This is a genomic window from Selenomonas sp. FOBRC9, assembly GCF_000287655.1.
Classification (GTDB): Bacteria; Bacillota; Negativicutes; order Selenomonadales; family Selenomonadaceae; genus Centipeda; species Centipeda artemidis.
In genome coordinates, this window is record NZ_ALJR01000044.1 from 18,006 (window position 1) to 31,999 (window position 13,994).

Consider the following 13,994-nt stretch of genomic DNA (forward strand, 5'->3'; position numbering starts at 1 on the left):
AACAAGAATGCGAGCGCAGGCGTAGTTTAAGACCTACGTCAAGCGAAGCATTCGATGTTATGACAACGCTGTGCGCAAAGATCACGTCTTACGTCTTGCGGCGCTTTATTTCTTCCCAAAACTCCCGCGTCGTCACAAGTTCGTTCCGTAATTCCCAAAAGGTAAGTCTGATATGTTTCGGTGTGACCTGATCGCGCGGGATGCTGCGGTGAAGCATCGTGATCATATAGGCGTTGTCACTCGTTTGATCTTTGTACTCGGTCGCGTTTGCGATCTCACGGACAAGATCGGCACGCTCACTGCCGAGAAGGAGCGCATCGCAAGCGGGAACCTCTCTGACAACATCGGCAAGCTTTGCCCATGGTTGTGCACGTAGAACACGGCGCACGGCGCGCCGCAGTTCGCGCTGCTGCGCGCGCGCGCAGTCGTGACAATGCGTTCCTTCGATGAGGCGACCGCACGAGGGACACGGTGTATAGCCGCGGCTTTCCTTCAGGCGGCGCGCCTTGCGCGATACCTGATAGGCGCGCCGGATGCGTTTGCCCAGCTCCGCATCCTCTGCGGCGTCTGCGATGGATGCACCGCGCGCGATCTCCGCATCGCTCAGTCCCGTTTTCTTCACGGCGCGCGCGTATGCCGCAGGGGTCTCCGTGTCCGCGCCCTCCTCGTCCGGGATCTCGGCGCGTGCGCGGCGGGTGAATGCGATCTCGCATACCATGCGGCTGCCCGCATAATTATTGACACGCTGAACGATCTCGGGTGCACTCATCCGCATTTCGTTTTTCCAAACGGCATCGGGCGCATAGAGAAAGAGTTTCCTGTCCTTCACATAGACGGCGCGCACGCGGCGTGCGACCATCTCCCCCATGATGTCATGCCAATGCCCCAGCGTTGTATGGACAATATAATTGCGTTCAAATTTCGCACCGAGCCGCCGAATCGCTGCGCGCACGTCCGCATCCGCCGCGGCAGTGCCGAGGGTGGTTCGCATGGGAGAGCCCCTCCTTTCAGAGTTGATATATTTTTTCAACTTACTTTTCTATTAAGAGCCGTTCTAGGATGTCCTTCGCGACAATTTTTTGTATCTCTCCGCTCCGGGGCATGTTTCTCACCACATTGCAAACGGCGCGCGCGATATGCATCGCAGGACGCGTACAACGATCCATACACAAAATAACGACGCTAGGAGTGAACCATTCCATGAGTTACATACCGATACGTCGCCCCCATCTCCTCCGCCGGGAAATACGCCGCATCCGTCGCTGTGATGAACGTCTGGATGTGCTCACTGCGGATGAAGGAGAGGAGTGCAGCGCGGCGGTCGGCGTCAAGCTCACTCATCACATCGTCGAGCAGCAGGATCGGTGCCTCGCCTACACTATCCCGCAGGTAGAAGAGCTCCGCGAGTTTGAGCGCGAGCGCTCCTGTACGCTGTTGTCCCTGCGAGCCGTAACTGCGCAGACTCATGCCGCCGACAAAAAGAACGAGATCGTCGAGATGCGGTCCCACGCCCGTCGACCCGCGCGCAATATCGCGGACACGGCATTCGACCAACGTCTTATTATACCATAATTCGAGCCGATCTGCCATGCCGTCTTTTTCTCCCGTCAGATCCTCCGGCACATGAGCGATCTCATAGGCGATCATCAGCTTTTCTCCCGCGGCGAGCACCGCCTGAACCCGCCCGGAGAGCGCGCCGAGACGCTCCGCCGCCGCGATCCGACGCGTGACGATACGCGCTGCGCTCCGTGCAAGCTGCACGTCCCACGGCTCGAGTGCATCGACAGGGACAAGACGCTCGCGGATGTCCTTTAGGATCGCGCCGCGCTGACGCAGGATGTGCGTATAGCGCAGAAGCTCTCCATAGTACGCGGGGCTTGCCTGAGAGAGCTCAGCGTCGAGGTAGCGCCGACGGAGTGCAGGCGCGCCCTTAACGAGGAAGAGATCCTCCGGGGAAAAGAGCACCATAGGAAGAAGACCTACAAGCTCACGCTGACGCAGCGGCTCTCCCGCACGCAGAATACGCCGCCTGTGCCCACGCTCAAATGTAAATGATAGCTCTCCCGGAACATCATGACGCAGAAATGAGAGATCAATCCGCCCCGCGCTCTCCCCCATACGAATGAGCTCCGCATCGCTCGTCGTGCGATGGGAGCGTCCAAACGAAGCGTAGTAAAGCGCCTCGATGATATTTGTCTTGCCCTGCGCGTTTGCGCCGAGAAAAATCTGAACACCGGGATCAAACCGGAGATCCAGTGTTTCATAATTACGATAAGAGTGAAGCTCGAGTCGTGTGATCCGCATAATTACAAAGCAGTGACACGGTAGATCCCGCCGCCCTCTATTGCAACAATATCTCCCGGCACAAGTTTACGCCGGCGCGCTGTCTCAACAGCGCCGTTGCGTTTGATGCGCCCCACTGCAATCAGCTCTTTGACCATGCCGCCGCTCGGCACTTCTCCCGCAAGTTTCAAAAACTGATCAAGCTGGATGTACGCCGTATGAATCTCTATATCCATCACGTCAATGTATCCTCATCGTGTTCTTACAGGCGTTACAACGTATATATAATCCTTATCCGCCTCCTCACGAATGGTGATCGGCGAGAGGTTCTGCCCCTGCTCGTTTGGTGCCTGCAAAGAGAGGATACAGATATCGCTGTCGAGCGATTTCATCGCGTCAAGCAGATAGGAGGCGTTGAATGCGATGACCGCAGGATCGCCTTCAACTTCGGCTTCAATGGTCTCCTCGGCACGTCCAACATCGGGGCTGTTCGATGTGATATGAAGAAGGTTATCCTCAAATTCAAGTTTCACAATGTTATATTGATCCGTGCGCGATATAAGTGATGCGCGCTCAACAGCAGCGGCAAAATCTCCGGCATTCATCGTGACCTTTGTACGGATGTTTTCGTCTCTTGGAATGACGCGGTGATAATCGGGGAAACTGCCCTCAATGAGTCGTGAGGTCATATAGATGCCCTCTGCCGACATGCTGATTTGGTTGTAGGAGCAGACAATCTCGATGTCCGTCGGAACTTCACTCGTGATGGTGCGCGTTACTTCTTCAAGGAATTTCGCAGGAATGACGACGCGAATCTGCCCTGCATCCGATTCGATGTGCTCACTTTTTACAGCAAGACGATGTACGTTCGTCGCCGCAAGCGTGATTTCTCTTCCCTCGACTTCGAGCTGACAGCCGGTAAATACGGGACGGCGGTCGCGCTGTTCTTCCTTCATGCAGGCAAATGCAGACTTCTTGACAAGATGTGCAAGTACACGGTCTTTGATAGTGAACCGCAGTGTTCCGTCCATACGCTGTAATTTTGGGAAGTCATCGACTTCCATTTGGCGCAGTGTAAAGCGTGCGTTTCCTGATGTGATTACGCCAAGACCGTCTTCGCTGATACAGTCGATAGATACCTCGTCGGCCGGAAGCTTTCGTGTGAACTCGGTGAGATATTTGCCGGGAAGAATTGCTGCGCCCGGCGTTTTGACTTCTGCGGGGATGGTAAGGATGAATCCGATCTCGTAGTTTGTAGACTGAAGTTCAAGCTGACCGTCCTTTGCAGAGAGATAGATTCCTGAGAGGATGGGTGTTTGCGGCTTTGTCGAGAGTCCTTTGCTGACAATTTGAAGAGCGGTGAGGAGGTCGCTTTTGCCGAGCGTGATGTTCATATGGTGTCCTTTCTGCGGAGGAAGCGCGCCGAAGGGCGTGCCGTTTTTCTATGGTCACTTGTATAAAATAAATATAGTAGCCGTAGTAGTAGGGGCTGTGGATTTGTTGAAATGTGGTTGTGTGTATCGTAATTGCTTGATCTTGATTGTGGAAAAATTGTGGAGAATAATTGTGCGGTTATCCACAGTTTAGACAGATCGGCAGCAGATGTTGAGTTATGCACAGTACGTCCACATGATATGAGGGGGAAAATTCACATAGATATGCACAGGGAGATTGGTCTTAGATTACCGTTGTCAACCTCAATGTCCAAATGCATGACACAGCGATGCACAAAAAACCCGTGTTATACCGAAAAAATAAGAGATGTGTCAGCTTGGATGCATAGCTAGGAATTGAGGCAAATATGAGGAAGCAGAACCGTAACGTAAGTGGTGCGGAAGTTTTGATGCAGCGCAAGGAATGCGGAGGACACAAGGGCAGGCGTAGTATGAAACCTACGTCAACCGCAGTGTCCGAATGCATGACACAGCGATGCGCAAAAATCCCGCGCCACGTCTAAATGCCGCGGATCTGGACGGTCAAACTCTTTATCAGCGCATCCGTCGCCGCATCTTCGCTCACAAGGCTTTGAATCTTTTTATGTGCGTGGATCACCGTCGAATGATCACGGTTAAAGAATCCGCCGATCGTCGGCCACGATACATCCGTCAGCTCATGGCAGAGATACATCGCCACCTGCCGCGGAAATGCAATATCGTTGCTGCGCTTGGTTGAGCGGATATCTTCGCTCTTTATCTTGAAATGGGTGCAGACCATGCTCTCAATGACTTCCATTGTGATCCGCCGCCCCGTCTCTCCGCGCAGATAATTTCCGAGCGCCGCCACGCATGTCGACTCGTCGATCGGCAGGCGCATGGTTGATGCGTATTTGATGAGACGCGTGAGCGCGCCTTCGAGTTCACGGATATTGCTGTCCACGCGGCTCGCGATATAGGTCATCACATCGCCGGGAATGTCGATTTCCTCCGACTGTGCCTTTTTTTGAAGAATTGCCATGCGTGTTTCGAACTCCGGAGGCTGAATATCCACGACAACGCCGCCGGAAAACCGCGATATGAGACGATCCTCAAGTCCCTTGACTTCCTGCGGCTGACGATCGCAGGTCATAATGATCTGGCGCCCGCTGTCGCGCAGCTTGTTGAACATTTGGAAAAACTCCGCCTGTGTTTGCAGCTGTCCGGAGAAGAATTGAATATCGTCAATGAGCAATACGTCAATAGCATAATATTTTTCACGGAACTCATCCGTATTTTTTTTGCCGATGGCACTGATGAATTCGTTCGTGAAATCCATGCTGGCGATATAGAGCACGCGCTTATCGGGATGATCTGCGAGGATCTTATGACCGACCGCGTGCATCAAATGTGTTTTGCCGAGCCCCACACCGCCGTAAATGAAGAGCGGATTGTTGGAAGGCAGTCCCGGTGCCTCTGCGACGGATTTTGCCATGGCATAGGAAAACTGATTTGATCGTCCTGTGACGAATGCATCAAAGGTATATTTCGGATTCAGCGTTGTTGCATCGTCCGGCGCCGCTGCGTGAGAAGTTCCGGCATCCGGCGTGGGCGGCGTGAGCGGGAGTGCGCCCTGTGCAGGCGAAGAACTGCCGTAGGAAGCAATCTCATCTGTCGTCGTGCCCGCACCGTCCAAAGAACTGCTCGCATGTTCCCGTGGTGCAGGGGATTTCGGTGCTGTGGAGGGATCCACAACGAGGCGGAACGTGTAGGCGGCATCGAGCGCGGCATGTGCCGCGTCGCTGAGCAGAACGAGATAGCGCTGTTCGATGAACTGTTTTGTAAATGCATCCGGCACGGCAAGTACCAGCTCGCTGCCGTTTTGCGTGATGGGAACGATCCGCGGAAGCCACTTCGTCACTGCTTCCTGCGGCAGAATACCGTCCGTCTTTTCTAAAATCTGCCGCCATAGAGCGGTAATTTGGGGATGCTTTTCTTCCGACATGCAATCGAATCCCTTCAAAAAAATTTTTTTGGTACCTGTTTATCAACAGGATTATTCACAGTTGTTGATAAGTTCATCGGTGCGAACTATAAGAAAATGCAAGTATGTGAAAAATTATGCACGATTTTTGCACAGGTTTTCAACAATGGAGTGGGGATATTTCAGCAAAAATAACAAGCTTATCAATAGCAGTTTCGGCTCGTTTGACAAAAAGCACACAAAAATAGACCCCACGCACTTTGACAGGAATATTTTAGCAAAAAGTAATGGACTTATCAATATTGGCTTTTGACTCTTTGACGAAAAAAACATAACAAAATACGCCCCGCGCGCCTTGACAGCGCGGCTTTTCTTCGTCTATAATGACCGAAGTGAAATCATAGATTTGAAAAGCTGCAATCAATGTAGCGGTAAAGGAGGTGACGATGAGGTGAAGAGAACGTATCAGCCGAATAACCGTTGGAGAAAAAAGACACATGGATTCCGTGAGCGCATGAAAACGAAAGGCGGCCGCCTCGTACTACAGAGAAGGCGTCGGCGCGGAAGAAAGAAACTCTCGGCGTAATGTGTTTGGCACCGATCGAATCACGCGAGACGGCGCCGGACTGAAAGCAGGAGGTCACCGCGGGTGACCTCTTTTTTATGAATCATGAACAAGCAGAGATATACGCTCTTGCGCGCGCAGATGATCAAGCGGCGCAGCGATTTTCAAAACGTCTATCATAAAGGAACCGCCTTCCCGGGGCGGTATATAATCCTCTATATCCTGCGTGATGCGCGCGTTGCGGGCAAAGTCGGCTTTGCTGCGGGGAAAAAATTGGGATCTGCACCCGTGCGCAGCCGCACAAAGCGCCTTATGCGCGAAGCATACCGCCTCATGCAGTATGAACTGCGCCCCGATGTCGGCATCCTGCTCATCGGACGCGCAGGGCTTGCCGACCATAAAATGCAGGATGCCGCTGCAGATTTGAAGAAACTCGCGCGCCGTGCAAAGATTCTCATTCCTGCGGGACATGCGCCGTGCCGGGAGGGGCATCCATGAAGCGGGTTCTTCTCGTTGCCATCCGGTTTTACCGCAGCTGCATCTCGCCGTTCCTCCCGCCCATGTGCAGGTATCAACCCACCTGCTCCGCGTACGCGATGGAGGCGATCGAGCGGTACGGCGCGCGGCGCGGCGGATGGATGGCGGTGCGGAGGATACTCAGGTGTCATCCGTGGCATGAGGGCGGCTACGATCCCGTAAGGCGTGAGACGTGATCTTTGCGCACAGCGTTGTCATAACTTCGAATGCTTCGCTAGGAGTAGCTTTTTTACTACGCCGTCGCTCGCATTCTCGTTATTCCTAGCTGTGCATCAAAGCTGACGCCTCACTTGCTATACGGTGTGAAACGTGACGCGGGATTTTGGCGTCATTACATCGTGGGAAAAACCTGCACGTGATACGCGCCCTCCTGTCCGCTATGACGGAGCATCGTATAATCATCAGCCGGTGAAATGGGGATCGTATTCTTTAATATGGCGCACGTCTCACACTATGTTCCGATTGTGCGTGCCGTTTGTAACGCGGTGAGAAAGATACCCTGAGCCGCGCGTCAACCCTGCGCTGCCCTAATGTTTTTCGCATCGCATGCCGTTTGCGCAGCGACAAGAATGTGCCCGCGAACTAAAGATACAATTCATCTCGAATCCAAAAATCATACCCCATAGTTTCAAAAACAAATAAAACCGCAGAATATTCACAGTATTGCATATGCGCAACAAAAACCGCGCGCATAGAGGAGGAACAATCCTTGATCGAATTTTTCAGCAGCCTGTTCGCGCCGATCATCCACTTGCTTCAGATGATCCTCAGCGCATTTTACACCGTTACCGGCGCCGCCGGACTCGAGAGCTACGGCTTCCCCATCATTCTGCTCACCATCCTCATCAAACTGGTCACCTACCCACTTACCGTCAAGCAGGTCAAATCCATGAAGGCGATGCAGGAAATCCAGCCGAAGATGAAAAAAATCCAGGAAAAGTATAAAAACGACCCGCGGATGCTCCAGCAAAAGACCGGCGAACTCTTCCGCCAGGCAGGCGTCAACCCGCTCGCCGGCTGTCTACCTCTCCTCGTCCAGATGCCGATCCTCATGGGCATGTACTACGCACTCTTTAACTTCGCCTACCCGAGCGAAGCCGCCGAAGCGTTCCTCTGGATCCCGCACCTATCCGCGCCGGATCCCCTTTACATCCTGCCCGTCCTCTCCGCATTGACCACATTCCTCCAGCAGAAAATGACGAGCACCGAGATGAATCCGCAGATGAAAATCATGATGACCGTCATGCCGCTCTTCATCGGCTGGATCAGTCTGAACTTCCCCGCAGGACTCGTCCTCTACTGGGTCACCATGAACATCGTCCAAATCGCGCAGCAGTGGTGGATGTACCGGGGCGACGAAAAAACCGCCCCCAAGGAGGCAGCATAACATGGCAGAAATCGTAGAAAGCACAGGAAAAACCGTAGAAGACGCACTTGCCGCCGCCCTCGACAAGCTCGGCTGCGGACGCAGCGAAGTCACCTATGAAATCATACAGGAACCCTCGAGCGGATTCCTCGGACTCTGGGGCAAGCGCGAGGCGCACATCCGCGTCACGACGCGCCCGGTCATCCCTGTGCAGCGCAGCGAAACGAGCAATATTCCCGCCCCCACCGTCACCGCAGCGGCAGACGAATTCCCGCGTCCACAGAAACGTTTCCATACCGACCTTCGCAGCACTGCCCGCGCTCCAAAACCGGAGCAAGGCAGCCATACATCCGCCGTGCATCCTGAGCGCACGGAACGTCCCGAGCGGCGCAGCCGTTATGACCGCGACAACAGCGAACGCTCTGCACGACGCCATCAGGAGGATCGCCCCTCCTATGACCGCCCGCGGTACGAAGAACGTGCCAAGAGAGAGGGCGAACTGCCGCTCATCCCTGCATCGCCCGAGATGCGCGCCCGCGCCGAAGGATTCCTCAGCGAAATATTTGCCGCTATGGGACTCACCGTCACCCTCATCCCCAGCGAAACACCTATCGGACTCGTCTACAACATGCAGGGAGACAACCTCGGCATCCTGATCGGCAAGCACGGACAGACGCTTGACTCCCTCCAGTACCTTACCAATCTCGTTGTCAACAAGAATCCCGGCAGCGGCTATACCCGCATCATCCTCGATGTCGAGGACTACCGTGCGCGCCGCGAAGAGACCCTCACGCGCCTCGCGGGACATCTCGCGGACAAGGCATGCCGCATCGGCGAAGAGATCCGTCTCGAACCCATGAGCCGACACGAACGCAAGATCATCCACATGGCGCTCCAGGACAATCGCCGCGTTACCACCTACAGCGCCGGCGAGAATCCTCGCCGCTACGTCGTCATCGTTCCCAAACGCCGCCGCTATAACCGCGGCGGATATGAAGATGCATCGTTTGAATAACATCTTTAAGAATCGGTGCCATCAAAAAAGGACAATCCGCATGGGTTGTCCTTTTATATTGTCATATATTGAGCAGGTCGGCATGTGTCCCCGTGCGCGACAGTGTAAGGACGAGTTGGTTGTTCCTGATGAAGTAAATGAGCAGCCAATCCGGAGCGATATGACATTCACGATAGCCCTTAAAATTCCCCGTCAATGCGTGATCACGATACCGCGACGCTAATTTTTCACCGCGTGCCAACGCATTGACAACATTGGTCAGTAACGATAAATCATAGCGGCGTTTTTCTATACGCTTTAAGTCTTTTTTGAATTGCCCAGTGAGCTTGATTTCAAGCATGAAGAATATCCTCGATGAACTCCTCTGCCGAGCGATAGGATTTCGCAGGGATGCGCCCCTCCGCGATGTCGCGCGCCTCTTCCATAGCGGCTAGCGTCCGTGCATTGTAATGCGGTGTCTGCACCGGGAACGGCAGTCCGCGATGCAGGAGAACCTGATGCAGGAAAATCGTCACCGCTTCACCCGTGGACAGCCCCAATGGACGCAGGGTCGTTTCCACATCCTCTTTCAGGTCAGGTGTCACACGGATATGCAGTGTCTCTGTCTTTGGCATAGTATCATCTCCCTTTTTCGATTGTATCACGTTTGTGATAGAACCGCAATACAACTGTAGCGATGAATATCTTCGGTTTATATCTCCTTTTCCCGTGCCTGAAACAAGCGAAGGATCATCCGGATTTTATCAGAAATAATATCGAAATCGTCATTTTTTGTTGTATTTGATTTCGTTAAGCGGATGTGGTTTTCCTGCAATGAGATGTTAATTTTTTGAAAACATATCTTTGTTTTGTGCCGCATCATGTCGAATACTTTCTCCGAGGTAAGTACTGTGCGCAAAGGTGCGTTCTTGTCACCGCGGTGCGACAGCGCTATACTTTCTTCGAGAAGAAAGTGAGGCGCTTTGATGAAAACACTCGTTATTGCGGCGCATCCCGCGCTGAAAGACTCTGTGATCAATAAACGCTGGCTCAGTGAGCTGCAAAAGTATCCTGATCAATATACGATTCATGTGCTTGCGGACGTCTATCCGGACGGCTGCATTGATGCGGCACGCGAGCAGCATTTGGTTGAGACGCACGGCAGCTTGATCTTTCAGTTCCCGTTTTATTGGTTTTCCTGTCCGCCGATCCTCAAAGCAAGGTTTGATACGGTGCTGACACACGGATGGGCCTATGGGAGAAACGGCGGGGACAAGCTCGCGGGGCGCAAAATCGCTCTTGCTGTCAGTACCGGCATCCGCGCGGAGGATTATGACCGCGGCGGCCGCTATCACTATACGCTCGCGGAACTCCTCGCACCGTTTGAAACGATGCTGCGCATCTACTGCCGCGCGGATTACCGACCGTTCTTTGTCTTCTACGGTGCCGAAGATGTGCCAGGCGAAGATTACAGCTCGCCTGCGTGGGAGGTTGAGGCGAGCGCGCAGGAATATGCCCGCTTTGCGGCAGCGTTGTCATAGGGTTTTGCGCATATTGCGGTGGCGCTCCCCCCAATCGCACATCATGTAGAGGATGGGGATCAGCGAGCGTCCGCGCTGTGTGAGCGCATACTCTACTTTGGGAGGAATCTGCGGGTATTCCGTCCGCGCAACGAGTCCGTCACGGGCGAGTGCGCGCAGTACGGAGGCGAGGGTCTTGAACGATATGCCCGTAATGCGGCGGTGCAGCTCGTTGTGCCGCAGGGCGTCGTGTTCTGCGAGCAGGTAGAGCACAGCCATTTTATATTTACCGCCGATCAGCGACAGTGTATAGTGAAATCCGGTACGTTCGATTTCTGTTCCCTGTGGGATACAGCTTGCTTCCTTCATAAAATCTCTCCCGTAATCATTACCGATAGAAAAAGGACACGTTTCATCGTGTCCTTTTTTGTATAGCCAAGTGAAAAGCGAAAATCCCGCGTCACGCCACACCGTACAGTGAGTGAGCCGTAAACTTTGATGCACGGCTAGGAATGAGGTGAACGCGAGCGACGGCGTAGTAAAAAGCTACTCCTAGCGAAGCGTTCACCGATATGACAACGCTGTGCGCAAAGATCGCGGCTCACGCCTTACACTTTCTGTCCTAACAGCTCCCGCGTATGCCTTGCCACATCCTCCGGTGTGATGTCTGTCTTGCGTGCGACACCCGTCTCGAGTGCTGCCTTTGCGACGGCGGCGGCGACAGTCGGGGCGACGCGCGGGTCGAGCGGGCTCGCGATGATGTTGGTCTCGTTGAGCTCGCTCTCGGGGATGAGGGACGCGATGGCACCGGCGGCGGCGATCTTCATCTCCTCGTTGATCTCCTTGGCACGGACGTCAAGGGCGCCGCGGAAGATGCCGGGGAATGCGAGGAGGTTGTTGACCTGGTTCGGGAAGTCGGAACGACCCGTGCAGACGATGCGCGCGCCCGCTTCCTTTGCCTCGTCGGGCAGGATCTCGGGGACGGGGTTTGCCATCGCCATGACGACGGGCTCCGGGCTCATGGTCTTGATCATCTCCTGCGTGAGACTGCCGGGGGCGGAGACGCCGATGAAGATGTCCTTGCCCTTCACGACCTCGGCGAGTGTGCCGCGCTCCTTCTGGAGGTTGGAGACCTTTGCAATGCTCTCCTTGTACGGGTTCATGTTCTCGGGGCGTCCCTCGTAGATCGCACCCGTGGTGTCGCAGAGGACGACGGTGGTTGCGCCGTATGCAAAGAGGAGACGCGCGATCGCCTGTCCTGCAGCGCCTGCGCCGTTGATGACGATCCGCGCGGTGCGCAGGTCGCGCCCGAGGTACTTGTACGCGTTGAGCAGCGCGGAGACGACGACAATGGCGGTGCCGTGCTGGTCGTCGTGGAACACGGGGATGTCGAGGGTCTTCTTCAGCTCGTTTTCGATGTCAAAGCACTGGGGCGCCTTGATGTCCTCGAGGTTGATGCCGCCGTAAGTCGGGGCGATCAGCTGGCAGACCTTTACGACGTCCTCGACCTTGGGGCTGTTCACACAGACGGGGACGGAGTCGACGCCGGCGAATCCCTTAAAGAGGATGGATTTGCCCTCCATGACGGGGAGTCCTGCGCCTGCGCCGATGTTGCCGAGCCCGAGGACGGCGGTGCCGTTGGTGACGACGGCGACCATGTTGCCCTTCGTCGTGTAGTCGTAGATGCTCTCGGGGTCGTCCTTGATCGCAAGGCACGGCGCCGCGACACCCGGTGTGTAGGCGCGGCTGAGATCGTCGCGCGAGGTCAGCGGGACGGTCGGGGTGACGGCGAGTTTGCCGTGGTGGCTCTTGTGGAGGTCGAGTGCTTCTGCATCAAATTTGCTTGCCATGGTGATGGACTTCCTTTCTTTCTCCTAAATTACTCTTGTTTCCCGGTGCCGGGAGTGCCCCGTGTGGGGGCGTTGCTTTGCGCTCCGCCGGAAGAGCTGCGCACGTCGGTGCCGCTGCCGTTCTCGCGCGAGGAGGCATGGCGCCCGGTGTCCGCTGACTCTGTCGATGTGCTGCCGCCGGTGCTTCCACGCGTGCGGGAGGAGGACGATGTGTCTCCGTCCTTTCCCGATGCGGCGGAGGAACTGCCCGGCGTTCGGGATTTGGAGGATTTGCCGCCGCTCTTGGCGTCTTTGTCCTCCGCATCCTTTTTGCCGTTCTTTTCTCCGCGCGCCTCGTCGGCACTGACGGCGCGCCCGACGGAGGTGTCGCCTGCCGGGAGTTCGGTGGCGCCCGCCGGGATGGATTCCTCGTACTCGCGCACGGCGCGTTCCATGCGGCTGCGCTCGGCGGAGCTGAGGACGATGCCGAGGTTGCTCGCCATGGAGCGGCGGAGCTCCGACATGTTCGGAATCCAGTAGCTCACCTCGTCGATATACATCGGGCGCCCGGGAACCATCTCGGTGCGCAGACCGTGCGCCTGGGATTCGCGCAGTGTCCCCGCGAACTCGAGGAGCTGGCGCAGGGAGAGATCGGTCTTTACGCTGTCGATGACGCTGCTGATAATGCCCGGCAGACGCGGGAGGATGGCGGGTGTGGTGATGGCGTCGACGCACGCCTTCATAAACTTTTGCTGACGCCGGACACGCCCGATGTCCCCCTCCTCGTCGCGGTAGCGCACGTAGGTGACGGCGGTTTTGCCGTCCATGTGCTGCATCCCGGGGCGCAGGTCGATGATGAGACCGCCGTCATCGTCCCACGGGTCTTCATAGTACATGCGCTTTTCCACGTTGATGTCGATGCCGCCGATGGCGTCGACAATCTTTTGAAAGGCGTGCGTGTTGATGATGACATAATGGTCGATGCGGATGCCGAGGAAATCCTCGACCGTGCGCTGTGTGAGCTTCTCGCCGCCGTAGGCATAGGCGGCGTTGATTTTATCGTAGCCGTTGCGCGGGATGGCGACGCGTGTGTCGCGCGGGATGGAGAGGAGCGCCGTCTCCTTTTTCGCCGGGTCGATGGTCGCGACCATGAGCGTGTCGCTGCGTCCCACGTCGTCCGCGCGCTCGTCGACGCCCATGATCATGATGGTCGCCTTGTCCTTGGCGGTCAGGAGCTCTTCTTTTTGCTGCGTGTCACTGCGCTTGTCGAGCAGACTGCTCTCGGCGAAGAACACGCCCGCGATCGCCGCAAGGACAAAGATGAAGATCGTACCGAGGACGACAAACGGCCAGATACGTTTCTTTGGTCTTGTCGGTCGGAGCGGAGGTGGTAATTTGCTCAATGGTTTAACTGTTCTCCTTGCACTTTCACGTCATTCTAGATTATACTACTATATAATATTCCCTTGGTATCACAATAATATATAGCAAACGGCGCCATTAT

Annotated in this window: 16 protein-coding genes; 6 read left to right on the plus strand and 10 right to left on the minus strand. The window is 55.3% G+C overall.

Annotated features, from left to right (window positions below):
* Positions 1-88: 88 nt before the first annotated feature.
* The 5 genes from HMPREF1147_RS10160 to dnaA all read right to left on the minus strand — a co-directional run bounded on the left by HMPREF1147_RS10160 (position 89) and on the right by dnaA (position 5,700).
* Positions 89-991 carry a DUF721 domain-containing protein gene (locus HMPREF1147_RS10160; protein WP_009658783.1) on the minus strand — a complete coding sequence of 301 codons (903 nt, stop codon included), beginning with the start codon at positions 989-991 and terminating at the stop codon, positions 89-91.
* Between the two features lie 191 nt (positions 992-1,182).
* Entirely contained in the window at positions 1,183-2,304 is a 1,122-nt protein-coding gene (recF, locus tag HMPREF1147_RS10165; protein WP_009658862.1) for a DNA replication/repair protein RecF, read from the minus strand.
* Positions 2,305-2,306: 2 nt separating this feature from the next.
* On the minus strand, positions 2,307-2,522 hold the full coding sequence (locus tag HMPREF1147_RS10170) for an RNA-binding S4 domain-containing protein (RefSeq protein ID WP_009658812.1): 216 nt from the start codon (positions 2,520-2,522) through the stop codon (positions 2,307-2,309).
* 12 nt (positions 2,523-2,534) lie between these two features.
* Positions 2,535-3,677: a DNA polymerase III subunit beta gene (dnaN, locus tag HMPREF1147_RS10175; protein ID WP_009658851.1), complete on the minus strand. Its 1,143-nt coding sequence runs from the start codon at positions 3,675-3,677 to the stop codon at positions 2,535-2,537.
* 559 nt (positions 3,678-4,236) lie between these two features.
* Positions 4,237-5,700 carry a chromosomal replication initiator protein DnaA gene (gene dnaA, locus HMPREF1147_RS10180; RefSeq protein WP_009658882.1) on the minus strand — a complete coding sequence of 488 codons (1,464 nt, stop codon included), beginning with the start codon at positions 5,698-5,700 and terminating at the stop codon, positions 4,237-4,239.
* A 430-nt stretch (positions 5,701-6,130) separates the two neighbouring features.
* Here dnaA and rpmH point away from each other — a divergent pair, with 430 nt between their 5' ends.
* The 5 genes from rpmH (at position 6,131) to jag (ending at position 9,162) form a co-directional block, all read left to right on the plus strand.
* Positions 6,131-6,265, plus strand: coding sequence for a 50S ribosomal protein L34 (gene rpmH, locus HMPREF1147_RS11775; protein ID WP_009350867.1), 135 nt, complete (start codon positions 6,131-6,133; stop codon positions 6,263-6,265).
* Between the two features lie 84 nt (positions 6,266-6,349).
* On the plus strand, positions 6,350-6,742 hold the full coding sequence (gene rnpA, locus HMPREF1147_RS10185; protein WP_009658885.1) for a ribonuclease P protein component: 393 nt from the start codon (positions 6,350-6,352) through the stop codon (positions 6,740-6,742).
* Positions 6,739-6,957, plus strand: a complete 219-nt coding sequence (gene yidD / locus HMPREF1147_RS10190; protein WP_009658776.1) for a membrane protein insertion efficiency factor YidD — start codon at positions 6,739-6,741, stop codon at positions 6,955-6,957. Before rnpA ends, yidD begins: the two co-directional genes overlap by 4 nt.
* Before the next feature lie 533 nt (positions 6,958-7,490).
* The gene (locus HMPREF1147_RS10195) at positions 7,491-8,168 is read left to right on the plus strand and encodes a YidC/Oxa1 family membrane protein insertase (protein WP_009658782.1); all 678 of its coding nucleotides are present in this window, start codon (positions 7,491-7,493) and stop codon (positions 8,166-8,168) included.
* A 1-nt stretch (position 8,169) separates the two neighbouring features.
* Entirely contained in the window at positions 8,170-9,162 is a 993-nt protein-coding gene (gene jag, locus HMPREF1147_RS10200) for an RNA-binding cell elongation regulator Jag/EloR (protein ID WP_009658865.1), read from the plus strand.
* A 61-nt stretch (positions 9,163-9,223) separates the two neighbouring features.
* On the opposite strand, the gene HMPREF1147_RS10205 is transcribed toward jag, so the two are convergent.
* Positions 9,224-9,502 (minus strand): type II toxin-antitoxin system YafQ family toxin, encoded by a 279-nt coding sequence (locus tag HMPREF1147_RS10205; RefSeq protein ID WP_009437976.1) that lies wholly within the window; start codon positions 9,500-9,502, stop codon positions 9,224-9,226.
* Positions 9,495-9,776, minus strand: a complete 282-nt coding sequence (locus HMPREF1147_RS10210) for a type II toxin-antitoxin system RelB/DinJ family antitoxin (RefSeq protein WP_009437968.1) — start codon at positions 9,774-9,776, stop codon at positions 9,495-9,497. Before HMPREF1147_RS10210 ends, HMPREF1147_RS10205 begins: the two co-directional genes overlap by 8 nt.
* Positions 9,777-10,127: 351 nt before the next feature.
* On the opposite strand from HMPREF1147_RS10210, the gene HMPREF1147_RS10215 reads away from it, so the two are divergent.
* Positions 10,128-10,682, plus strand: a complete 555-nt coding sequence (locus HMPREF1147_RS10215; RefSeq protein ID WP_009658798.1) for an NAD(P)H-dependent oxidoreductase — start codon at positions 10,128-10,130, stop codon at positions 10,680-10,682.
* On the opposite strand, the gene HMPREF1147_RS10220 is transcribed toward HMPREF1147_RS10215, so the two are convergent.
* The 3 genes from HMPREF1147_RS10220 to HMPREF1147_RS10230 all read right to left on the minus strand — a co-directional run bounded on the left by HMPREF1147_RS10220 (position 10,677) and on the right by HMPREF1147_RS10230 (position 13,893).
* Complete coding sequence (locus HMPREF1147_RS10220; RefSeq protein WP_009437992.1) at positions 10,677-11,030, minus strand: helix-turn-helix domain-containing protein; 354 nt, start codon at positions 11,028-11,030, stop codon at positions 10,677-10,679. The genes HMPREF1147_RS10215 and HMPREF1147_RS10220 overlap by 6 nt on opposite strands.
* Before the next feature lie 239 nt (positions 11,031-11,269).
* Positions 11,270-12,511: an NADP-dependent malic enzyme gene (locus HMPREF1147_RS10225; RefSeq protein ID WP_009350846.1), complete on the minus strand. Its 1,242-nt coding sequence runs from the start codon at positions 12,509-12,511 to the stop codon at positions 11,270-11,272.
* A 29-nt stretch (positions 12,512-12,540) separates the two neighbouring features.
* The gene (locus HMPREF1147_RS10230) at positions 12,541-13,893 is read right to left on the minus strand and encodes an LCP family protein (RefSeq protein WP_009658845.1); all 1,353 of its coding nucleotides are present in this window, start codon (positions 13,891-13,893) and stop codon (positions 12,541-12,543) included.
* Between the last annotated feature and the right edge of the window lie 101 nt (positions 13,894-13,994).

Excerpts from the sequence above, each read along its gene's own strand:
- HMPREF1147_RS10220 (WP_009437992.1), bottom strand. The coding sequence starts at position 11,030 with ATGAAGGAAGCAAGCTGTATCCCACAGGGAACAGAAATCGAACGTACC.
- HMPREF1147_RS10160 (WP_009658783.1), bottom strand. The coding sequence starts at position 991 with ATGCGAACCACCCTCGGCACTGCCGCGGCGGATGCGGACGTGCGCGCA.
- HMPREF1147_RS10205 (WP_009437976.1), bottom strand. The coding sequence starts at position 9,502 with ATGCTTGAAATCAAGCTCACTGGGCAATTCAAAAAAGACTTAAAGCGT.
- HMPREF1147_RS10215 (WP_009658798.1), top strand. The coding sequence starts at position 10,128 with ATGAAAACACTCGTTATTGCGGCGCATCCCGCGCTGAAAGACTCTGTG.
- HMPREF1147_RS10210 (WP_009437968.1), bottom strand. The coding sequence starts at position 9,776 with ATGCCAAAGACAGAGACACTGCATATCCGTGTGACACCTGACCTGAAA.
- recF (WP_009658862.1), bottom strand. The coding sequence starts at position 2,304 with ATGCGGATCACACGACTCGAGCTTCACTCTTATCGTAATTATGAAACA.
- dnaN (WP_009658851.1), bottom strand. The coding sequence starts at position 3,677 with ATGAACATCACGCTCGGCAAAAGCGACCTCCTCACCGCTCTTCAAATT.
- rnpA (WP_009658885.1), top strand. The coding sequence starts at position 6,350 with ATGAACAAGCAGAGATATACGCTCTTGCGCGCGCAGATGATCAAGCGG.
- jag (WP_009658865.1), top strand. The coding sequence starts at position 8,170 with ATGGCAGAAATCGTAGAAAGCACAGGAAAAACCGTAGAAGACGCACTT.
- HMPREF1147_RS10225 (WP_009350846.1), bottom strand. The coding sequence starts at position 12,511 with ATGGCAAGCAAATTTGATGCAGAAGCACTCGACCTCCACAAGAGCCAC.
- yidD (WP_009658776.1), top strand. The coding sequence starts at position 6,739 with ATGAAGCGGGTTCTTCTCGTTGCCATCCGGTTTTACCGCAGCTGCATC.
- dnaA (WP_009658882.1), bottom strand. The coding sequence starts at position 5,700 with ATGTCGGAAGAAAAGCATCCCCAAATTACCGCTCTATGGCGGCAGATT.